Annotated in this window: 23 protein-coding genes and 3 tRNA genes; 12 read left to right on the plus strand and 14 right to left on the minus strand. The window is 68.7% G+C overall.

Features of this window, described 5'->3' with window-relative positions:
• Window positions 1-5: 5 nt before the first annotated feature.
• On the minus strand, window positions 6-617 hold the full coding sequence (locus BRW65_RS22190; protein WP_073878334.1) for a DUF7158 domain-containing protein: 612 nt from the start codon (window positions 615-617) through the stop codon (window positions 6-8).
• Window positions 614-4774, minus strand: coding sequence for an NEW3 domain-containing protein (locus tag BRW65_RS22195; protein WP_073878336.1), 4161 nt, complete (start codon window positions 4772-4774; stop codon window positions 614-616). Before BRW65_RS22195 ends, BRW65_RS22190 begins: the two co-directional genes overlap by 4 nt.
• 96 nt (window positions 4775-4870) lie before the next feature.
• Between BRW65_RS22195 and BRW65_RS22200 the strand changes: the two genes are divergently transcribed.
• From BRW65_RS22200 to BRW65_RS22240, 9 genes are all read left to right on the plus strand, one after another.
• Complete coding sequence (locus BRW65_RS22200) at window positions 4871-5392, plus strand: DinB family protein (protein WP_073878338.1); 522 nt, start codon at window positions 4871-4873, stop codon at window positions 5390-5392.
• Between the two features lie 23 nt (window positions 5393-5415).
• Window positions 5416-5988 (plus strand): DinB family protein, encoded by a 573-nt coding sequence (locus BRW65_RS22205; RefSeq protein ID WP_073878441.1) that lies wholly within the window; start codon window positions 5416-5418, stop codon window positions 5986-5988.
• Window positions 5989-6138: 150 nt separating this feature from the next.
• Window positions 6139-7482: an ABC1 kinase family protein gene (locus BRW65_RS22210; RefSeq protein ID WP_073878340.1), complete on the plus strand. Its 1344-nt coding sequence runs from the start codon at window positions 6139-6141 to the stop codon at window positions 7480-7482.
• A complete protein-coding gene (locus BRW65_RS22215) occupies window positions 7482-8399 on the plus strand; it encodes an alpha/beta fold hydrolase (protein ID WP_073878342.1) in 918 nt (305 codons plus the stop codon). The genes BRW65_RS22210 and BRW65_RS22215 overlap by 1 nt, the downstream gene beginning before the upstream one ends.
• 87 nt (window positions 8400-8486) lie before the next feature.
• Window positions 8487-9347, plus strand: a complete 861-nt coding sequence (locus tag BRW65_RS22220) for a cyclopropane mycolic acid synthase family methyltransferase (protein ID WP_073878344.1) — start codon at window positions 8487-8489, stop codon at window positions 9345-9347.
• Between the two features lie 125 nt (window positions 9348-9472).
• Window positions 9473-10354 carry a cyclopropane mycolic acid synthase family methyltransferase gene (locus BRW65_RS22225; RefSeq protein WP_073878346.1) on the plus strand — a complete coding sequence of 294 codons (882 nt, stop codon included), beginning with the start codon at window positions 9473-9475 and terminating at the stop codon, window positions 10352-10354.
• 81 nt (window positions 10355-10435) lie between these two features.
• Complete coding sequence (gene mmaA4 / locus BRW65_RS22230; RefSeq protein WP_073878444.1) at window positions 10436-11332, plus strand: hydroxymycolate synthase MmaA4; 897 nt, start codon at window positions 10436-10438, stop codon at window positions 11330-11332.
• Window positions 11333-11426: 94 nt separating this feature from the next.
• Window positions 11427-12122 carry a YciI family protein gene (locus tag BRW65_RS22235; RefSeq protein ID WP_073878348.1) on the plus strand — a complete coding sequence of 232 codons (696 nt, stop codon included), beginning with the start codon at window positions 11427-11429 and terminating at the stop codon, window positions 12120-12122.
• 9 nt (window positions 12123-12131) lie between these two features.
• Window positions 12132-13349, plus strand: coding sequence for an RNA polymerase sigma factor (locus tag BRW65_RS22240; RefSeq protein WP_073878350.1), 1218 nt, complete (start codon window positions 12132-12134; stop codon window positions 13347-13349).
• Window positions 13350-13360: 11 nt separating this feature from the next.
• Here the strand turns inward: BRW65_RS22240 and rplA are convergent, their stop codons facing one another.
• The 12 genes from rplA to BRW65_RS22300 all read right to left on the minus strand — a co-directional run bounded on the left by rplA (window position 13361) and on the right by BRW65_RS22300 (window position 18358).
• Window positions 13361-14068, minus strand: a complete 708-nt coding sequence (gene rplA, locus BRW65_RS22245) for a 50S ribosomal protein L1 (protein ID WP_073878352.1) — start codon at window positions 14066-14068, stop codon at window positions 13361-13363.
• An 84-nt stretch (window positions 14069-14152) separates the two neighbouring features.
• Window positions 14153-14581 (minus strand): 50S ribosomal protein L11, encoded by a 429-nt coding sequence (rplK, locus tag BRW65_RS22250; RefSeq protein ID WP_066952006.1) that lies wholly within the window; start codon window positions 14579-14581, stop codon window positions 14153-14155.
• 30 nt (window positions 14582-14611) lie between these two features.
• The gene (gene nusG / locus BRW65_RS22255) at window positions 14612-15355 is read right to left on the minus strand and encodes a transcription termination/antitermination protein NusG (protein ID WP_073878354.1); all 744 of its coding nucleotides are present in this window, start codon (window positions 15353-15355) and stop codon (window positions 14612-14614) included.
• Window positions 15356-15381: 26 nt separating this feature from the next.
• The gene (secE, locus tag BRW65_RS22260; RefSeq protein ID WP_073878356.1) at window positions 15382-15834 is read right to left on the minus strand and encodes a preprotein translocase subunit SecE; all 453 of its coding nucleotides are present in this window, start codon (window positions 15832-15834) and stop codon (window positions 15382-15384) included.
• Window positions 15835-15983: 149 nt separating this feature from the next.
• Window positions 15984-16056: transfer RNA gene (locus tag BRW65_RS22265), tRNA-Trp, on the minus strand.
• A gap of 144 nt (window positions 16057-16200) precedes the next feature.
• Entirely contained in the window at window positions 16201-16698 is a 498-nt protein-coding gene (hadC, locus tag BRW65_RS22270; RefSeq protein ID WP_073878358.1) for a (3R)-hydroxyacyl-ACP dehydratase subunit HadC, read from the minus strand.
• A gap of 13 nt (window positions 16699-16711) precedes the next feature.
• On the minus strand, window positions 16712-17140 hold the full coding sequence (hadB, locus tag BRW65_RS22275; RefSeq protein WP_067274995.1) for a (3R)-hydroxyacyl-ACP dehydratase subunit HadB: 429 nt from the start codon (window positions 17138-17140) through the stop codon (window positions 16712-16714).
• Window positions 17127-17606: a (3R)-hydroxyacyl-ACP dehydratase subunit HadA gene (gene hadA / locus BRW65_RS22280; protein ID WP_073878360.1), complete on the minus strand. Its 480-nt coding sequence runs from the start codon at window positions 17604-17606 to the stop codon at window positions 17127-17129. Before hadA ends, hadB begins: the two co-directional genes overlap by 14 nt.
• Window positions 17607-17656: 50 nt before the next feature.
• On the minus strand, window positions 17657-17824 hold the full coding sequence (gene rpmG, locus BRW65_RS22285) for a 50S ribosomal protein L33 (RefSeq protein WP_007167776.1): 168 nt from the start codon (window positions 17822-17824) through the stop codon (window positions 17657-17659).
• Between the two features lie 46 nt (window positions 17825-17870).
• Window positions 17871-17944, minus strand: a tRNA-Met gene (locus BRW65_RS22290).
• Window positions 17945-17996: 52 nt separating this feature from the next.
• Window positions 17997-18069: transfer RNA gene (locus BRW65_RS22295), tRNA-Thr, on the minus strand.
• Window positions 18070-18148: 79 nt separating this feature from the next.
• Window positions 18149-18358 carry a type II toxin-antitoxin system VapB family antitoxin gene (locus tag BRW65_RS22300; protein WP_073878362.1) on the minus strand — a complete coding sequence of 70 codons (210 nt, stop codon included), beginning with the start codon at window positions 18356-18358 and terminating at the stop codon, window positions 18149-18151.
• 110 nt (window positions 18359-18468) lie between these two features.
• Here BRW65_RS22300 and BRW65_RS22305 point away from each other — a divergent pair, with 110 nt between their 5' ends.
• Genes BRW65_RS22305 through BRW65_RS22315 form a run of 3 tightly spaced genes read left to right on the plus strand, consistent with a single transcriptional unit; the run spans window position 18469 to window position 20791 of the window.
• A complete protein-coding gene (locus BRW65_RS22305) occupies window positions 18469-19182 on the plus strand; it encodes an MBL fold metallo-hydrolase (RefSeq protein WP_073878364.1) in 714 nt (237 codons plus the stop codon).
• Window positions 19183-19242: 60 nt separating this feature from the next.
• The gene (locus tag BRW65_RS22310) at window positions 19243-20076 is read left to right on the plus strand and encodes a hypothetical protein (protein ID WP_073878366.1); all 834 of its coding nucleotides are present in this window, start codon (window positions 19243-19245) and stop codon (window positions 20074-20076) included.
• A 19-nt stretch (window positions 20077-20095) separates the two neighbouring features.
• Window positions 20096-20791 carry a crotonase/enoyl-CoA hydratase family protein gene (locus tag BRW65_RS22315; RefSeq protein WP_073878368.1) on the plus strand — a complete coding sequence of 232 codons (696 nt, stop codon included), beginning with the start codon at window positions 20096-20098 and terminating at the stop codon, window positions 20789-20791.
• The last annotated feature ends 133 nt before the right edge of the window (window positions 20792-20924 follow it).

Below are 20924 nucleotides of genomic sequence, written 5' to 3' on the forward strand. Positions count from 1 at the left end.
CGCGATCAGTGCCGGTGGGTGTTGTCGGGTTGGCGGGGGTCGCCCGGATGCTCGTAGCCGGGGGCGAGCCGCACCAGCGCCGCCCGCCGCGCGTCCAGCCACACCCGAAAGGCGCGGCGCCGGGCGGCACCGAGCAGATGGCCGGCGATCGCCGCTCGCACGTCGTCCAGCGGCGGCCCGGCCGGCGGCCGGACCCGCCAGCCGTGCGAATCGCGACGCGGCACGGCGAACCGCAGCGGGTTGCGGGCGTGGTAGGCGGCCACCTCTTCGTCGGACACGCGCACGGCGGCGGTGACGTGCGCGAACAGCGCCCGGGCGCGGGGGTCGGCCAGCACGGCCGCCGCGACGCTGCCGATCTCCAGCCGCGCCGTCGCGTCGGGCAGCAGCTCCCGCTCCGCCGGCGCGCCCCGCCCGCTCAGGCCGCGGGCCTCGGCCTCGGCGGCGACGACCCGTTCGGTCACGATCAGCTGCGTCAGCCAGCGCCGCAGTTGGCGTCCCTCGGCGGTGCCGGCGGCCGGCAGCGTGGCCGCTCCGCGCCGGCCGCGCAGCCGCGTTTCGGCCGCGTCGACCGCCTCAACCGGAACCGCAACGCCGGCGACCGTCGCCGCCACGCTCATGTCACGCTCACCTTGACCGCCGGGGTGTAGAGCAGCCGGCCGCCGCACCCGATCCGGACCAGGGCCCACCACTGGCCCGGCTCCAGCCAGGCCGGAGGGGTCACCGAGAAACGAAGGTCGGCGGTGTCGCGGGCGGGCAAGACCGCGCCCGCCGCGGCGGGGCCCAGCCACTCCCAGGTGCCCCACGGGCTGATCAGGTGCGCCTCGAGCGCGAGGTCCGCCCCGGCGCGGCTGCCCACCGTGACGGTCAGCGCCGCCGCGGCGCCGGCGGCCACCTCGACGTCAGCCGGCCCCTCGGCGAGGTAGACCAGCTCCCCGTCGCCGGTAGCGCCGACCTCGACGATGCACACGTCCTCGACCGTCTGTCGCCAGGCGGCCGGGGCCTCGTCGCCGGTGATCCGGAGCTGGGCCCTGATCGGGTACCGCCCGGGGCTGGCGTGGGCGGGCACCGACACCGCCACCTCGGCCTCGCGGAAGTCGCCGCTGTGCAGCGCGAAGGGCAGCCCGTCGGGCTTGGCCGACCAGCCCCGCGGGCACACCAGGGTGATGGTGCCCGTCAGGGTGGCATCGCTGCAGTCGCTGGCCGCGGTGAGGCGCAGCACGACCTCGCCGCCCGGCTCGGCGGGCACTCGCACGGGGTGTAGGTGCGCGACGGCCGGCAGCCCGCCCAGCGGCGCGGGGCCCCGGTTGTGCAGCCAGTACCGCGCGTACAACGGCTGGGCGGTTTCGGCGTGCGGGGCCAGCGCGACGGACGGCGCTCGCTCGTGCGGCGTGCTCTCGAACCGGGCCAGCACGGTGGCCACCTGGTAGCCGTGCAGCTCGAGCGGGCGACGGCCGGCGCGCGCGGTTTCGAGCAGGTCGGCCGGGCGGACGTCGCCGAGCTCGCCGATGTCCGAGCCGATGACCACGCTGGCCCGCGCCCCCGTCGTCTCCACCAGGCGCAGCGCCACCTCGCGCGGATCGACCGGCCGCGCGCTGCCCGCCGTGAGCGGGTTGCCGGCCGCCTTCAGGGCGGCCAGCTGCACCCGGGGCGCGGGTTCGACGCGCAGCAGGGATCCGGCCCCCGGCGCCGCGCCGCGCGCCCCGCCGGCGGTGACGGCGAGCAGCGGGTGGGCGAACTGCGCGCTGCGGCTGGGGATTTCGGCGCGCCGCCAGTCGCCGTCACCGCAAACCAGCGCGTAGTCGAAGGCGTGCGTCCAGTGCTGGAGCTGGAAGTTCGAGCCGTCCGGGGCGGTGCGGCGCGGCTCGTCGATCCAGGTGCCCGACGGCCAGCCGGTGCAGGACCGCATCAGCGCGGTGTGCAGCGTGCCCTCGACGTCGACGGCGAAGCCGGGGACACCGCGGTTGAGCAGGGCGACGGTGCGGTCCTGGAAGTCGTCGGTGCCCGCAGGCGCCCGCTGGGTGACGACGATTTCGGCGTCGCCGAGGTCGTCGGTCACCGCCGCGATCGCGGCGGCCAGGCCCGCTTCGTCGCGGCCGGCGATCACCAGCACCGGCAGCGCCGCCGGCGCGCGCAGGTCGGCGCCGGGCACCCACACCGCCGCCAACGGGGCGGCGGCCGGCACCCAGACCGTGGCCCGGCCGGTCGCCGCCAGCTGGCGGTCGAGCTCGTCGGTGTACGCCGGATCGGCCTGCGCCAGCACCGCCTTCGTGAAGGTGTTGCGGGCCGGCCCGCCCAGGGCGATCCGCACGTCGGGCAGGTTCGAATCGACCTCGAGGTCGCCGTAGCGGGACTTGTCCGCCCCGCTGCAGGTGGCCGTCACCCCGGCGCGCACCAGCGCGACCATCAGCTCGCGCGCCAGCGGCCCCGACTCCGCCTCGTCCGGGGTCACCACCTCGGCCACCGAGATCGCACGCACGGCTTGGCCGTGCGCCGGGCCCACACGGACGCGCGCCGGCGAGGACAGGCCGAACCAGCCGTAGGCCGGGTTGTCCAGGGTCCAGAGGTGCTGCGCGGTGTCCACCGAGCGCGCCCCGTCATGCAACAGGGCGAAGCCCCGCCCCACGACGGCGTCGCCGACCTCGCTGACCGGCATGGCGCCCGGCACCGGGCAGGGCCAGCGCAGCCGGACCAGCCGGTCGGCCCCGGTGAACTCGTCGATGGTGGTGCGGCAGTCCACCCGCGGCACGCCGTCCCACAGGGTGATGGTCTGGGTGTAGCGCAGCAGCGCGCCGATCCGGCCGGTGACGACCACCCGCTGCCCCAGCGGCCCGCGGTAGGCCCGCACCAGGGCCGCTGACTCCGACGAGCACACCACCGGCCCCCTCGGCAGTAGGTGCCACGGGCCCTCGCCCTGCGTCGGGTGCGACGGGTACTCCTCGTAGACGGCCAGCTCGTTGCCCACCCGGCCGTCGGCGATCAGCTCCCGGCCGTCGCAGACCAGGGACAGCACTCCCCCGCCGCGCGCCGGGTCCACCTCGAGGCGGCAGCGCTCGTTGGCGATGGCGGTGCCGGGCACCGCCTCCCAGCCGGCCGGGCCGCCGCCGGGAACGAGCCGGTAGGTCCGCCAGCCCAGCGACGGGACGTCGCGCGCCAGCCAGCTGACCGACCGGCCGCCGTCCTCGACGTGTGCGGGCAGCTCGCTGCCATCGGTGTCCAGCACCCGCACCCCGGCCGCCAGTGGCGCGTCGAGCCGCGCGGTGACGACGTCGGTGCGCCGCTGCGCCAGCGGGTTCCACACCACGACGTCCCCGCCGAGCTCGCGGGACAGCAGCGCCAGCGCGGCGTCGCGGGTCGCGCGGCCCAGCTCCCACGCGTCGCGCCAGCCGGTCAGCAGGTCGAGGTAGACCTGGTCGGACTCCGAGCCGGTGATGGCGTCGTGGTGCGCGCCGTAGGCCAGCTGGACCCAGGCCTTGGCCAGGGCGGCCTGCGGGTACTCGGCGCCGGCCGTCAGCCCGGCGAACACCGCGAACCGCTCGGCCTGCAGGACGGCGTTCTCCGCGGCCCGGTTGGCTTGCTTGGTGTCGATGTAGGACACGTCCTTGCCGGTGTAGATCGGGTTCATGTCGCGGGTCTGCGGTGACGGCACGCTCGCGCGCTCGCCCAGCTCGGCGCGTACGGCCGCGAAGAACTCCCGCGGCAGCGCGCACACGAAGCGCGGCCAGGCGTAGCGCGCGGCCCAGTCGCGGTGGATGGCGGTGACCCATTTGTTCGGCGGCGTGTAGTCGGTGCCGACGGGCAGCAGCACGTTGCGCGTCAGCGCGACCCGCTTGAGCCGACGAAACAGCGCATAGGTGGCGTCCTCCGCCTCCGCGAGCGAGGCCGACTCGTCCATCCCCCAGCCCGCCCCGTAGTGCGCGGGCATGTAGTGGGTCAGCAGGCCGCGGCCGGACGGCGCGATCCACTCGAATTCGCTGCAGAACTGCATGCGGTCGACGTCACCGCCCGGGCCCCACTGGTGGTGCGGACCCCGGGCCCACGAGCTCGACGTCAGCCCGGCGTCGGCGGCCATCCCGGGGAATTGGGGGTCGTGGCCGAACACGTCGAGCTGCCAGGCCGTGGCCGGGTCGGCGCCCAGAACGTGGCGCTGAAACCCTATGCCGTGCACCAGGTTTCGGATCGTGGTCTCCGGGCTGGTGAGGTTGGTGTTGGGCTCGTTGTAGGTGCCGCCCATCACCTCCACGCGGCCCTGCGCCAGGAAGCGGCGCAGGTCGGCGCGGTCCTCGGGGTGGGTGTCCCAGTACGGCTTGAGGTAGTCGACCTCGGCCAGCACGAACTTGTACTCCGGCTCTCGGCGGGCCATCTCGAGGTGCGCGTGGACGAGCTCGAAGCTGTTGGTCTGCCGGACCGGCGGGTCCGCGACCCACTCGCTGGTGTAGGCGCCCTGGGTGTTCCACCACACCGGGTCGTAGTGGAAGTGACTGACCATGAACATGGTCCAGCCGGGCTCGGCCACGACGAACTCGAACGGCTGCGCGGCGCCGGCCGCCACCGCCCGCGCCGCCCGCGCCTGCCCTACCACCGGGCGGTCCACGCCGACGGGGACCTCGACCACCTCGTCGCCGGCCCCGGCCACCGCCTCACCGCTCACGCCGTCCCCGTCGACGCGGATCGGCGTCGGCTCGGCCACCCCGGAAACGGCGACCCGCACCAGCTGTACCGGCGCGTCCGGCGGCCCGACGAACAGCTCGGTCGACTCGGCCGCAACCACGCGCATGCTCGCACTCTACGGCGAGCCCACGGCGGCGATGAGGCCATTTCGCCGCAAGAAACCAGAAGACGCCTGTCGGCGGTGGATGGAAAGCTATGGGCCATGGCGGATCTGACCACGCAACTCGCCGACCAACTCGACTGGCACTGGCGCGCGCAGCTGCGCCCACGCCTGGACGGCCTGTCCGACGACGAGTACTTCTGGCAGCCGGTGCCCAACTGCTGGACCGTGCATCCGGACGGGTCGGTGGACTTCGAATTCCCCCCACCCAGCCCGGCGCCCTTCACCACGATCGCCTGGCGGATGGCCCACGTAATCGTCGGCGTGTTCGCCATGCGCAGCCACCACCACTTCGGCGGACCCGCGGCCAGCTTCCAGAGTTGGGAATTCGCGACCGACGCCGGCACCGCCCTGCGGCAACTCGACCAGACGTACGCCACGTGGATCCACGGCGTGCGGTCGCTGTCGGCCGCGGACCTGACCCGCCGCTGCGGACCGGCGGAAGGGCCGTACGCCGACCACGCGCTGAGCGAGCTGGTCTTGCACATCAACCGGGAAGCGATCCACCACGGTGCCGAAATCTCTTGCCTGCGTGACCTTTACGTCCACAACAGGAAGGATTGACCATGCCCGCCCTCGCCCCGCCCGTGTCCGACGAACGCAGCGCCCTGCGCGAGTACCTGGCATTTCACCAGAGCGCCTACTTCGCGGTCAGCTACGGCCTCACCGACGACCAGGCCCGGTCCACCGCCTCCGTCAGCGCGCTGTCGATCGGCGGGCTGGTCAAGCACGCCACCGGGATGCAACGCAGCTGGATGCGACGCGTCGCCGCCGCGCCGGACGCGCCGCCGAAGGACACGCGCCCGTTCGAGCAGATCGCGCAGGAATTCGCGGATCAGCACGTGATGCGGCCCGATGAGACGCTGGACGGGTTGCTGCGGGCCTTCGAAAAACAGAACGCGGAGTCGCTGCGGTTGGTGGAGACCGCGGACCTCGACGCCGCGGTGCCCGTGCCGAAGGACATCCCCTGGTTCCCCAAGAACCAGGAGGCCTGGTCGGTGCGCTGGGTGATCCTGCACGTCATCAACGAGCTGGCCCGGCACGCCGGGCACGCCGACATCATCCGCGAATCCATCGACGGCGCCACGATGTACGAGCTGATCGCGGCGCTGGAGGGGTGGGCGATCCAGGGCTGGGTGCAACCCTGGGCGAGACCCTGAGCACCGAGCCCTGCACCAGAACCTGTACTCAGGGCGAAATTCGGGCCGCCGGTTTTACGCCATGAATGCACGCTCGCCGCTCCGCGATCTCCGGTGAGCGCGGTCACAGCGAATTGGGCCTCGACACCGCCGATTTGGCAGACTGCTGGAATGAGCTCTACCAAGCATCGAGACGTGGCCAGGCTTGACCGGGTGCCGCTGCCGATCGAGGCGGCCCGGGTGGCCGTCACCGGTTGGCAGGTCACCCGCACCGCCGCCCGCGTCATCAGCAAGCTGCCGGGCAGGGGCCCGTGGCAACAGAAGGTGATCAAGCAGCTCCCGCAGACCTTCGCCGACCTCGGCCCGACCTACGTGAAATTCGGGCAGATCATCGCGTCCAGCCCCGGGGCGTTCGGCGAATCGCTGTCCCGCGAGTTCCGCGGCCTGCTCGACCGGGTGCCGCCCGCCGACACCGACGAGGTGCACAAGCTGCTGGTCGAGGAGCTGGGCGGTGACCCCGCGGAGCTGTTCGCCAAGTGGGAGGAGACGCCGTTCGCGTCGGCGTCCATCGCCCAGGTGCACTACGCGACGCTGCACACCGGGGAGGAGGTCGTCGTCAAGATCCAGCGTCCGGGCATCCGCCGCCGGGTCGCGGCCGACCTGCAGATCCTCAAGCGCTTCGCCCAGGCCGTCGAGCTGGCCAAGCTGGGCCGCCGGCTTTCGGCGCAGGACGTGGTCGCCGACTTCTCGGACAACCTGGCCGAGGAGCTCGACTTCCGCCTCGAGGCGCAGTCGATGGACGCGTGGGTCTCGCACCTGCACGCCTCACCCTTGGGCAAGAACATCCGGGTGCCGCAGGTGCACTGGGACTTCACCTCCGAGCGGGTGCTGACGATGGAGCGGGTGCACGGCATCCGCATCGACGACGTCGCCGCCATCCGCAAGGCCGGCTTCGACGGGACCGAACTGGTGAAGGCGCTGTTGTTCTCGCTGTTCGAGGGCGGCCTGCGGCACGGGCTGTTCCACGGCGACCTGCACGCGGGCAACCTCTACGTCGACGACCAAGGCCGCATCGTGTTCTTCGACTTCGGGATCATGGGCCGCATCGATCCCCGCACCCGCTGGCTGCTGCGCGAGCTGGTGTACGCGCTGCTGGTCAAGAAGGACCACGCCGCGGCGGGCAAAATCGTGGTGCTGATGGGCGCCGTCGGCACCATGAAGCCCGAGGCCCAGGCCGCCAAGGACCTGGAGCGCTTCGCCACCCCGCTGACCATGTCGACGCTGGGCGACATGTCCTACGCCGACATCGGGCGGCAGCTGTCGGCCCTGGCCGACGCCTACGACGTCAAGCTCCCCCGCGAGCTGGTGCTGATCGGCAAGCAGTTCCTCTACGTCGAGCGGTACATGAAGCTGCTGGCCCCCAAGTGGCAGATGATGTCCGACCCACAGCTGACCGGCTACTTCGCGAACTTCATGGTCGAGGTCAGCCGCGAGCACCAAGCCGAAGAGGTCTGATGGAGGTCCGCACCGGGCACGCCACTGTCTTCGATCCCCACGGCGACCTGAAGCTGTACTACGAGGACATGGGCGACATCGACGACCCGCCCGTGCTGCTGATCATGGGCCTGGGCGCCCAGCTGGTGCTGTGGCGGACCGCCTTCTGCGAGCGGCTGGTTGGCCACGGACTGCGCGTGATCCGCTACGACAACCGGGACGTCGGCCTGTCGAGTAAGACGCAGCACCGCGGCTCCGGCCAGCCGCTGGTGGCGCGGTTGGCCCGCTCCTGGCTGGGGCTGCCGAGCGACGCGCCGTACAAGCTCGAGGACATGGCCGACGACGCCGCGGCCGTGCTGGATCACCTCGGGATCGAGCACGCGCACGTCGTGGGCGCGTCGATGGGCGGCATGATCGCCCAGATCTTCGCCGCGCGATTCCGCGAGCGAACCAAGACCCTCGGAGTCATCTTCTCCAGCAACAACTCGGCGTGCCTGCCGCCGCCGGGACCCCGCCAGTTGCTGGCGCTCATCAAGGGCCCCGCGCCGGACTCGCCGCGCGACGTGATCGTCGACAACGCGATCCGGGTGAGCAAGATCATCGGCAGCCGGCGCTTCCTGGCGCCCGAGGAGCAGCTCCGGGCCGAGGCCATCGAAAGCTACGAACGCAGCTATTACCCGTGGGGCGTCGCCCGGCACTTCGACGCCGTGCTGGGCAGCGGCAGCCTCAAGCACTACAACCGGCGCACCGCCGCCCCGACCGTTGTGATCCACGGCCGGGCCGACAAGCTGATGCGGCCCTTCGGCGGCCGCGCGGTGGCCAGGGCCATCGACGGCGCTCGATTGGTGTTATTCGACGGGATGGGCCATGATCTGCCACAACAGTTGTGGGATCAGGTGATCGGCGTGCTGGCGAGCAACTTCGCCAAGGCCGGCTAAGCCGAAAACACCCGAACGAAACGCTTCCCCTGCGATCTCAGTCCAAGTCGCCGGGTTGTACGGTTGTTCAAGGAGGTGGGTTCACCAATGGCCAAGCTGAAGCCGTATTACGAAGAGTCGCAGGCAACCTACGACATTTCAGACGACTTCTTCGCGCTGTTCCTCGACCCCAACATGGTGTACACCTGCGCCTACTACAAGAACGACGACATGACGCTGGAAGAGGCGCAGCTGGCCAAGCTCGATCTGGGGCTGGACAAGCTGAAGCTCGAGCCGGGCATGACGGTGCTCGACGTCGGGTGCGGCTGGGGCGGCGCGGTGGTCCGCGCGGTGGAGAAATACGACGTCAACGTCATCGGCATCACGCTCAGCCGCAATCACTACGCGCGCACCAAGGAAAGGCTGGCCGCGATCGAAACGACGCGGCGGGCCGAGGCGCGGCTGCAGGGCTGGGAAGAATTCGACGAGCAGGTCGACCGGATCATCAGCTTCGAGGCGTTCGACGCCTTCAAAAAGGAACGCTGGCCCGCGTTCTGGGATTGGGCGTACAAGGCCCTGCCGGAGAACAGCCGGATGATGATGCACAGCATTTTCACCTATCCGCAGTCGTCGTGGAAGGATCGCGGCATTCAGATCACGATGTCGGATCTGCGTTTCTTCCATTTTCTGGGCAAGGAGATCTTTCCCGGCGGGCAGATGTGCGGGGAGACCGATATCGTCGACCTCGCGCAAGCCAGCGGTTTCTCGATCGATCAGATCCAGTATTTGCCGGAGCATTACGCGCGGACGCTGGACACCTGGGCGGCAAATCTGGAGGCCAACCGCGAACAGGCCATCGCCATCCAGTCCGTCGAGGTCTACGACCGCTTCATGCGCTACCTGACCGGCTGCGCGGACCTGTTCCGCAAGGGCATCTCGAACGTCGCCCAGTACACGCTCACCAAGTAGCGGCCCCCGCGCGGAAAAACTCCGGCGCACGCGCCGCCGAATGCGCGGTTTTGGGTCCCCGGGCGAGTAGCGTGCCCCCGAAGGACGGCCACCTCTCTGTGGTGATCGTCCCCTCGGGAGGACCTATGTCTGACAACCCGGCCGGCGCTGTTGGTACTCGCTCCAATTTCGACGATGTGCAGGCGCACTACGATCTCTCCAACGAATTCTTCGCCCTGTTCCAGGACCCGAGCCGCACCTACAGCTGCGCGTACTTCCCCCGCGAGGGCATGACCTTGGAGGAAGCCCAGCTCGCCAAGCTCGACCTCACGCTGGACAAGCTCGGTCTCCAGCCGGGGATGACCCTGCTGGACGTCGGCTGCGGTTGGGGTTCGGTGCTGAAACGCGCCGTGGAGCGCTACGACGTCAACGTCGTCGGGCTGACGTTGTCCAGGAATCAGCATGCCTACTGCCAGGAGGTCCTCGACGGCATCGACACCGGCCGGTCGCGGCGGGCACTGCTGTGCGACTGGTCGGAATTCAGCGAACCGGTGGACCGCATCGTCATCATCGAGGCGTTGGAGCACTTCGGCTTTCACCGGTACGACGACTTCTTCAAGTTCGCCTACGCCTCGTTGCCCGACGACGGCGTGATGCTGCTGCACTCGATCACGGGATTGCACGGAAAGCAGGTGATCGAGCGGGGGCTGCCTTTGACGATGGAGGTGGCCAAGTTCATCCGGTTCATCGTGACCGAGATCTTCCCGGGCGGCCGGCTGCCGATGATCGAGACCGTCGAGGAGCACTCGGCGAATGCCGGCTTCCGGGTCACCCGCGTGCAGTCGCTCCGGGCGGATTTTTCCAGGACCCTGGACCTGTGGGCCGAGGCCCTGCAGGCACGCAGGGACGAGGCCATCGATCTCCAGTCCGAAGAGATGTACGAGCGCTACATGAGGTACCTGACCGGCTGCGCCCGGGCGTTCCGGGCGGGCTACATCGACTGCAACCAATTCACGCTGGAAAAGTAGAGTTCGGTATGGTTGCACGTCACACCCGAGGCAAGTGCGCGGGGATGCGCAGTGAACTTCATCCAGGAGAACGAGACGAAAATGGCTGATCAGCCGGCTAGCCCGACCAAGATCCGGACGGCTCCCGAGGACATTCAGGCGCACTACGACGTTTCGGACGACTTCTTCGCCCTGTTCCAGGACCCGACCAGGATCTACAGCTGCGCCTACTTCGAGCGTGACGACATGACGCTGGAAGAGGCGCAGTACGCCAAGATCGACCTGAACCTGGACAAACTGGACCTCAAGCCGGGCATGACGCTGCTGGACATCGGCTGCGGCTGGGGCACCACCATGAAGCGGGCGGTCGAGCGGTTCGACGTCAACGTCATCGGCCTGACGCTGTCCAAGAACCAACACGCCCGCTGCGAGGAGGTGCTGGCGTCGGTCGACAGCGACCGCTCGCGCGAGGTGCGGCTGCAGAACTGGGAGGACTTCAACGAGCCCGTCGACCGCATCGTGTCGATCGAGGCCTTCGAGCACTTCGGGCACGAGAACTACGACGACTTCTTCAAGCGGACGTTCGACATCATGCCCGACGACGGCCGGATGACCGTCCAGAGCAGCGTGAGCTACCACCCGTACGAGATGGCGGCCCGCGGCAAGAAGCTGACGTTCGAGACGGCCCGGTTCATCAAGTTCATCGTCACCGAGATCTTTCCCGGCGGCCGGCTGCCATCCACCCAGATGATGGTCGACCACGGCGAGAAGGCGGGATTTGTTGTGCCCGAACCGCTTTCGCTGCGGCCGCACTACATCAAGACGCTGCACATCTGGGGCGACAACCTCGATGCGAACAAGGACAAGGCCATCGAGGTCACCTCCGAAGAGGTCTACAACCGCTACATCAAGTATCTGCGCGGTTGCGAGCACTACTTCACCGACGAAATGCTCGACGTCAGCCTGGTGACCTACCTCAAGCCGGGAGCCGTCGGCTGATTTCTCCGCCGCTGTCGGATTAGGGCTGCGTCGTTCGTCGAATAGGTAGAGAGTGGAGCACGGGGCTTCGCTCGCTATCTGGAGGTGACGAGACATGCAGTACTTCGCCTTGTTGATCAGCAGGGAACAGGACCGCGCGCCCGAAAGCCCGGACGCAATGGCCGCCTGGGGGAAGTTCCACGCCAAGGCCGGCCCGGCGATCAAGTCCGGGGACGCCCTGGCGCCCGCCGGCGCCGCGGCGGTCATCACCGGCGGCCCGGATGCGCCGGTGGTCACCGACGGCCCCTTCGCCGAATCCGCCGAGGTGGCCTGCGGCTTCTACCTGTTCGAAGCCGAAAACCTCGACGAGGCGCTCGCGTTGGCGCGCGACGTCCCGCTCGCCACGTTCGGCGCGGTGGAGGTCTGGCCGACGGTTCACTCGGTCGAGCTGTCCCGCGGGCTCACCGGCAACGACTGGCTCGCGCTGCTGCTGGAGCCGGCCGAATCCGCGCATACTCCGGGCACACCGGAGTGGGAGGCGGTGGCCGCCAAGCACGCCGACCTGCACGCGGCCGCGGGTGATCACATCATCGGCGGCGCCGCGTTGCACGATCGGTCCACGGCGACGACCGTGCGAGTGCGCGACGGCGAGGTGCTGATCACCGATGGGCCCTATGTGGAAGGCGCCGAAATCGCCACCGGGATCTACCTGTTGAGTGCCGCGGACCGCGAAGAGGCCGTCAAGCTGGCGTCGATGATCCCCGCCTCGACGGTGCAGGTGCGGCAGCTGGCTGGGCTCTCGGAGCTCTGAGCGTCGCCGGTGTCCGACCTGGACGGCGTCTTTCGTCGGGAATGGGGGCCCGCCGTCGCCGCGCTCGCGCGGTGGTCGGGTGACCTGACCATCGCGGAGGACGCCGTCCAGGAAGCCTGCGCCGAGGCGCTTGGAAGCTGGGGCCGTGACGGCCCGCCGGCCAATCCCGGCGCCTGGCTGGTGACCGTCGCCCGCAATCGGGCGCGCGATCGCCTGCGTCGCGAAACCGCCCGCCCCGGAAAGGAATTGGCGGCCGTGATCGACGAAATCCGGGCGCGCACCGATCACACCGACCCGTCTCCGGTGCGCGACGACGAACTGCGGATGATGTTCACCTGCGCGCATCCCGCCCTGGACCGCCAGTCGCAGCTGGCGCTCACCCTGCGGCTGGTGTCGGGGTTGACCGTCACCGAGATCGCCCGCGCGCTGCTGCAGACCGACGCGGCGATCGGCCAGCGGATCACGCGCGCCAAGAGCAAGATTCGGCACGCCAACATCCCGCTGCGGGTGCCACCCGCCGAGCTGCTGCCCGAACGCACCCCGCACGTGCTGGGTTGTGTGTATTCGGTGTTCACCGAGGGGTATTGGTCGACGGCCGGCCCGTCCGCGATCCGCGACGAACTGTGCGACGAGGGGATCCGGCTGGCCGGTGAGCTGTGCGCGCTGATGCCGCAGGAGCCCGAGGCCCACGCGCTGGCCGCCCTGATGCTGCTGCACGATTCGCGGCGGGTGACCCGGGTCGACGACACCGGCATGCTGGTGCCCCTAGAGGAGCAGGACCGCCGCCGGTGGGACCGCGGCTGCATCGCCCGCGGACTCGACCGACTGCGCCTGGCGGAGGGGTCGGCGGGCCCCTACCTGCCGCAGGCGGTGATCGCCGCGGTGCACGCGACGGCGCCGTCCTGGGAGCAGACGGACTGGGTCACCATCTGCGCGGCCTACGACCGGTTGGTGCGGCTGACCGATTCGCCGGTCGTGCGGGCCAACCGCGCCCTGGCGGTCGGCTTCCGCGACGGCCCCGACGCCGGCCTGAGCGCCCTGGACGAGGTGGCACACGACGCCCGGTTACGCCGCTCCAACCTGGTCGCCACGGTGCGCGCCGACCTGCTCCGGCGCGCGGGCAGGCCGGCCGATGCCGTCGTCTGGTATCGAGAAGCGTTGGCAGTCAACGGTTCCGAGCCGGGCCGCGAGTTTCTGCGGCGCCGAATCGCCGAGTGCGGCGGGTAGGCCCCGGCGACCTAGGCCTCGGCGAAGTTCCGGGTGACGGACGGGTCCACCGGGATGCCCGGGCCCGTGGTCGTCGACACGGTGATCTTCTTCAGGTAACGGCCCTTGGAGGCGGACGGCTTGAGCCGCAGCACCTCGTCGAGGGCGGCGCCGTAGTTCTCCGCGAGGGCCTTCTCGTCGAAGGACGCCTTGCCGATGACGAAGTGCAGGTTGGCCTGCTTGTCGATGCGGAAGTTGATCTTGCCGCCCTTGATGTCGGCCACGGCCTTGGCGACGTCCGGGGTGACGGTGCCCGTCTTGGGGTTGGGCATCAGGCCGCGCGGACCGAGCACGCGGGCGATGCGCCCGACCTTGGCCATCTGGTCGGGCGTCGCGATCGCGGCGTCGAAGTCCAGGAAGCCGCCCTGGATCTTCTCGATCAGGTCGTCGCTGCCGACGATGTCGGCGCCCGCGGCCTGCGCCTGCTCGGCCTTGTCACCGACCGCGAACACCGCGACGCGGGCGGTCTTACCGGTGCCGTGCGGCAGGTTGACCGTGCCGCGGACCATCTGGTCCGCCTTGCGCGGGTCGACGCCGAGCCGGATCGCCACCTCGACCGTCGCGTCCTGCTTGGCCGACGCGGTCTCCTTGGCGAGCTTGGCCGCCTCCAGCGGGCTGTACAGGTTGTCGCGGTCCACCTTCTCGGCGGCGGCGCGGTATGCCTTGCTGTTCTTGCTCATTGATTCATCCAATCTGGTGTTGGGTCGTGGTTAAGCAGCGGGCCGAAGCTGGCCCTCCCACGGTTGGGGTCGAACGATGTCCGCCTATTCGACGGTGATCCCCATCGACCGGGCGGTGCCGGCGATGATCTTGGCGGCGGCGTCGATGTCGTTGGCGTTGAGGTCGGTCTTCTTGGTCTCGGCGATCTCGCGAACCTGGTCCCAGGTGACCTTGGCGACCTTGGTCTTGTGCGGCTCGGCCGAGCCCTTGCCCACGCCCGCGGCCTTGAGCAGCAGCTTGGCGGCCGGCGGCGTCTTGAGCGCGAAGGTGAAGCTGCGGTCCTCGTAGACCGTGATCTCCACCGGGATGACCTGGCCGCGCTGGTTCTCCGTGGCGGCGTTGTAGGCCTTGCAGAACTCCATGATGTTGACGCCGTGCTGGCCGAGCGCGGGTCCCACCGGCGGGGCGGGGTTGGCCTGCCCGGCCACGATCTGCAGCTTGATCAGCCCAACGACTTTCTTCTTCGGGGCCATGGGTGTTGGTGTTCCTTCCTAACTGACGTGCTAAATCTTCGACACTTGGCTGAAGGTCAATTCGACCGGCGTCTCACGGCCGAAGATCGACACCAGCACCTTGAGCTTCTGCTGTTCGCCGTTGACCTCGCTGATGGTCGCGGGCAACGTCGCGAACGGGCCGTCCATGACGGTCACCGACTCGCCGACCTCGTAGTCGACCTCGACGGCCGGCCGCTCCAGCCCACCCGCCTCGGCGGCGGCGGCGGTGGTGGCCGCGCCCTTGGCGGCCTTCTTGGTCGCGCCGCGCGGCAGCAGGAACTTGACGACATCGTCCAGGGTCAGGGCCGACGGCCGCGACGTCGCGCCGACGAAGCCGGTGACGCCGGGGGTGTTGCGCACCGCGGCCCACGAGTCGTCGGTCAGGTCCATGCGCACCAGGATGTAGCCGGGCAGCACCTTGCGGTTGACCTGCTTGCGCTGGCCGTTCTTGATCTCGGTGACCTCTTCGGTGGGCACCTCGACCTGGAAGATGTAGTCGCCGACGTCCAGGTTCTGCACGCGTGTCTCGAGATTGGCTTTGACCTTGTTCTCGTATCCCGCGTAGGAGTGGATCACGTACCAGTCACCCGGCTTGCTGCGCAGCTCCGCCTTGAGCGCGGCGGCCGGGTCGGTCTCTTCGGTCGACTCCTCGGGGGCTTCGGCCGCCGAGGTCTCGGTGGTCTCGGCGTCCTCGGTGCGCTCTTCTACGTCGACCGCTTCACCCGCGGACGTGTCACCGTCGAAGGTAGTCACGGTTTTCAGTCCTCTCTATCTATCGCTCAGCCGAACACCAGCAGCACGAGCTTGGTGAGGCCAAAATCCGCGAGGCCGACCAGCGCCACCATGAAGGCCAGGAACGCCAGCACCACCGACGTGTAGGTGATCATCTGCTTGCGGTTGGGCCAGATGACCTTCCGCATCTCCGCAACCACCTGCTTGAGGTAGTTGAAGACGAAGACGAACGGGTTGGCCGAACGGTCTCCGGGCTTCTTCGGCTTCTTGCCCTTCTTGGCCTTCTTGGCTTTGGCGCCCTTGTCCTTGGCGGCCTCGGCCTCGTCCGCCGACTCTACGTCGACGTCCTCGCCCGCGTCGGCCACTCGCTGCCGGGATCGTTTGCCGGTCGGGCGCTGCGGGCGCGTCACCACAGCGGTCCGACCGCCACTCGCGCGGTCGTCCTCCCTGTCGGCGCCGTCGCTTGTGGCGTCGTTGGCAGCGTCGCCTTCGTCGCTCACCGCATGCTCCTTAAGTTTGCCAATATCCCGCGGGCCGTCCCGTGGTGGACGGCCACTATTCCAGTGTCCACCATGGCACGCCTTTGCGGTTGTCCGGCTCCTTCTCGGGCCCGTTCGGGGCCCGCATCGTCACCGGACGTCGCGTTCAGCAGGGGCGACAGGACTTGAACCTGCAACCTGCGGTTTTGGAGACCGCTGCTCTGCCAGTTGAGCTACGCCCCTTCGCGGTTGGCAGGCCAACCTGCGCTTACCTACCGGGGCTTACATGACACGCGCGCCTTCCGATTGCTCGAATCCCGGAAAGCGCGCTAATGCTGGGAAAACCCCGAGGTCCGAGTGTACATCGACGCGCGAGCCAGATACTAATTACGCCGTTCTGACGACCTGGCCGGACTCCGGGTCCCATCTGAGGTTCTCCGACTCGGCGTATTGGCTCATCAGCGTCGTGTAGGACTGCAGGACCACCTCGCCCTGATCGTCGGTGCAGGTGTTCCTGGTGACGACGATGTCGGCGCCGAAGCGCTCGTCGACCGAGTGGATGTCCATCCGGGCCCACAGCTTGTCGCCGGCCTTGATCGGCCGGGAGAACACGAACCGCTGGTCCACCTGCACGATCACCAGGGTTTCCATGCCGATGTCGACGTGCCGGAAGAAATCCAGCTGGACGAGCTTGGCGAAGATGGTCGCAAACGTCAGCGGCGCCAGGATCGCGTCGTGGCCGAGCTCGGCGGCCGCGTCCTCGCTGTAATGGGCGGGGTGGCGGTCCTTGACGGACAGGGCGAATTGGCGGAGTTGTTCGCGGCCGACGACGAAGTAGTCCGGGTACCGCCAGATCATTCCGCGGATATCGGTCTTGAGCGCCATTAACCAGGCCCGCCTAGGCGAGGGTCGCGGACGCGATGGCCCTACCGAAGATCTTCTTGCCGCCGGTGGTGGCCGTCAACGCGATGGTCACGGACTTGGTCTCCGGGTCGGCCGACTTCACCCGGCCGTTGAACACCAACTCGGCGCCCTTGCCGTCGTTGGGCACCGGCACCACCGCGGTGAACCGCACGTTGTACTCGGTGACCGCGCCCGGGTCGCCGATCCACGCGGTGACATAGCCGCCACCGATGCCCATGGTGAGCATGCCGTGCGCGATCGCGGTGTCCAGGCCGACGACCTTGGCCATCTCGTCGTCCCAGTGGATCGGGTTCAGGTCACCCGAGACGCCCGCGTAATTCACCAGATCCTGGCGGGTCAGCGGGTAGGTCCGCTCGGGGAGCTGGTCACCCACCTTCACCGAGCTGAACTCACGCAGTGGCATCAGAAAATCCCTCTTCTCCATCCTCACCGGCACGACCCGCCAGGGTCGTGTAGGTCTCCTGCACAACATCACCCGCCTCGTTGGTGATGATGTTCTTGGTCACGATGATCTGGGTGCCGTGCGAAACCCGCATCGAGTCCACGTAGACGTCGCAGTACAGGGTGTCGCCCGCCACGATCGGCGCCATGAACTTCAGCACCTGGTCGACCTGCACGATCTGCGCGTCCTGGACGGCAACGTTCGCGTGCTTGAAGAACGCCGTCTGCGCCTTGTAGCCGAACACGCAGATGAACGTCAGCGGCGCGGGCAGGTCGTCATAGCCCAGCTCCGCGGCCGCCTTCTCCTCGAGAAACATGGCGTCGTCGTTCTGCACGGCGACGGCGTACTCACGGATCTTCTCCCGCTCCACGACGTAATGGTCGGGATAGCGGTAATGCATCCCGACGATGCTCTCGCTTAACGGCACGGCTCTAAAATCTACCTAGTCAGGGGCGAATAAACGGTCGCGGGTCGCCGCTAGCGCGTTTCCCGGTGGGCCTGGTGCTTGCCGCAATTCGGGCAGAACTTCTTGAGCTCCATGCGGTCCGGGTCGTTCCGGCGGTTCTTCTTGGTGATGTAGTTGCGGTGCTTGCACACCTCGCAGGCCAGGGTGATCTTCGGCCGCACGTCGGTACTGGAAGCCATGACGGTTCTCTCTCAACTCTCTAAAAAAGTGCGCGTTGTTGTGTTGTAGCGATGGCCGGACTCGAACCGGCGACCTAACGATTATGAGTCGTTCGCTCTAACCGACTGAGCTACATCGCCTCTGGCCACCCCTTTTGGGGTAGGGCCGCCCACGCCTGCTCGGCGTCCGCCGAGCCCCCTAACGGAATCGAACCGTTGACCTTTTCCTTACCATGGAAACGCTCTACCGACTGAGCTAAGGGGGCCGTTCACCCGAATCGGACGTGGTGCCTCGGGCCTAAAAGAGGGTACAGCCTGGCCCGCAACCGGACCAAACTACGGCCGTTACGGGGCGGCGCCGCCGCTGGGGCGGGGCTGCCAGGCGCTGAGGTCGCTGAACTCGTCGTACTCCTCGGCCGGTTCGTTGGCGTCGGCCTCGGTGAGCAGGGTGCGCAGTGCCAGGTTGACGGCCTCGCGGGCGTCGGCCAGATGGAAGCGGCGGATCGCCTCGTCGATCAGATCAACGTCGATCTCAATTTCGACCTTCTTCCTCATGGGCCAACAATACCCAGCGGACGGGCGCCCAATCGCTGCTCGCGGGCGGGGTCCGGCAAAGTTCGCGGCGGCGCTGCGGGCGCCGGGCGAGCACGCCCTAGTCTGGTCACGTGTCAACGGACCGGCTGTACTTTCGCCAACTGCTCTCCGGCCGCGACTTCGCCGCCGGCGACATGATCGCGACCCAGATGCGCAACTTCGCCTACCTGATCGGCGACCGCGAAACGGGCGACTGCGTGGTGGTCGACCCCGCATACGCGGCCGGTGATCTTCTCGACACGCTCGAGGCCGACGGCATGCGGCTGTCCGGCGTGCTGGTGACCCATCATCATCCCGACCACGTCGGTGGATCGATGATGGGCTTTTCGCTACAGGGCCTGGCCGAGCTGCTCGAACGCAGAGCCGTGCCGGTACACGTCAATACCCATGAGGCGCAATGGGTTTCGCGGGTGACCGGAATCAGCCTCGGGGACCTCACCGCGCACGAGAACCACGACAAGGTCAGCATCGGCGACATCGAGATCGAATTGCTGCACACTCCCGGCCACACGCCCGGCAGCCAGTGCTTCTTGCTCGACGGCCGCCTGGTCGCCGGTGACACGTTGTTTTTGGAGGGCTGCGGGCGCACCGACTTTCCCGGCGGCGACTCCGACGAGATGTATCGCAGCCTGCGGCAACTCGCGACGTTGCCCGGTGACCCGACGGTCTTCCCCGGGCACTGGTATTCGGCGGAGTCGAGCGCTTCGCTGTCGGAAGTCAAGCGTTCCAACTACGTGTATCGGGCCGCGGACCTCGCCCAATGGCGAATGTTGATGGGCGGCTGAGGGTCGCTCGACCACAACGGGCCGGCAACCGGCCTGTGATATAAGCGGAGGGTGGATGCCATGGGGTGGATCCAGGACAGCTGGCACGGGATCACACACGTCGGGTCCAGCACCTGGATCGCGTGGGCGGCGTGGGCGGCGATTGCGCTCGCCGCCATCACCCTGGTCTTCACCAACAGGCAGATCGCCCGCAACCGCCGGCTGGCCGCGGAGCAGACGCGCCCGCAGGTCTCGATGTTCATGGAGCCGCATCCCGCCGACTGGCACGTGATCGAGCTGGTGGTCAGGAACTTCGGTCAGACCGCGGCGTACGACATCACGTTCTCGTTCGTGAACCCGCCGACGGTGGCCGAGTACGAGAACGCGACCGACGGATACGCCGACGTCGTCGAACTGCGGCTCCCGCGCGAGTTGCCGTACCTGGCCCCCGGCCAGGAATGGCGGATGGTGTGGGACTCGGCGCTGGACCGCGCCGAGATCGGCAGCGGCATCGAGTCCCGCTTCGCCGGCACGATCAGCTATTTCGACCAGCCCGAGCGCCCGCGCGGGTGGCGGTTCTGGGAACGTGACCGCCTTCCGCTGGAAACCCAGGTGGTGCTCGACTGGGATTCCTTGCCGCCCGTCCAGCGCATCGAGCTGATGACGACCCACGACCTGGCGAAGCGGGAGAAGCAGAAGCTGGAGCTGCTGCGCGGCCTGCTCACCTACTTCCACTACGCCAGCAAGGAAACCCGGCCCGAGGTGTTCCGCAGCGAGATCGAACGGATCAACGGCGCCGTGCGGGAAACGCAGGACAGGTGGCGCACCCGCCAGCTCGACGACCCCACCGATGTCAGCCTGCGCTGGAGTGAGGCCCCGGACGACCTGGGCAAACACCACAGCCAGCCGGCGTGACGGCAAGGAGCCAGCAACCATGAGCGGCCCGGTTCACTACAGCCTCAAGGATTCCATCGCGGTCATCCGGATGGACGACGGCAAGGTCAACGCCCTGGGCCCGACGATGCAGCAGGCCCTGGGCGAGGCGATCGACCGGGCCGAGGCGGACAACGCCGGGGCGCTGGTGATCACCGGCAACGAGCGGGTGTTCAGCGGCGGGTTCGACTTGAAGATCCTGACCTCCGGCGAGGCGCAGCCGGCGATCGACATGCTGCGCGGCGGCTTCGAGCTGTCCTACCGGCTGTTGTCGCATCCCAAGCCGGTGGTGATGGCGTGCACCGGTCACGCCATCGCGATGGGGGCGTTCCTGCTGGCGTCGGGCGACCACCGGGTGGCCGCGCACGCCTACAACATCCAGGCCAACGAGGTGGCGATCGGCATGGTCATCCCGTACGCCGCCCTGGAGATCATGAAGCTGCGGTTGACACGGTCGGCGTACCAGCAGGCCGCCGGGCTGGCCAAGACGTTCTTCGGCGAGACCGCGCTGGCCGCCGGCTTCGTCGACGAGATCGTGCTGCCGGAGATGGTGGTGAGCCGCGCCGAGGAGGCCGCGCGCGAATTCGCCGGTCTGCGCCAGCACGCCCACGCCGCGACCAAGCTCCGCGCCCGCGCCGACGCGCTCAAGGCCATCCGCGCGGGGATCGACGGCATCGAGGCCGAGTTCGGCCTCTAGGCGGCCAGCTGCGCTGGGCCAGCGCGATGCTGAACGAGCTTTCACCGCAGGTGTCGATGAGCTGAACGGCGAACGCGGTGGCCGCCGCTGGCCGCCACCGCGTTCCCTTCGCCTCCTCGATGCCAGTGTGACA

It is taken from the genome of Mycobacterium paraffinicum (assembly GCF_001907675.1).
Taxonomy (GTDB): Bacteria; Actinomycetota; Actinomycetes; order Mycobacteriales; family Mycobacteriaceae; genus Mycobacterium; species Mycobacterium paraffinicum_A.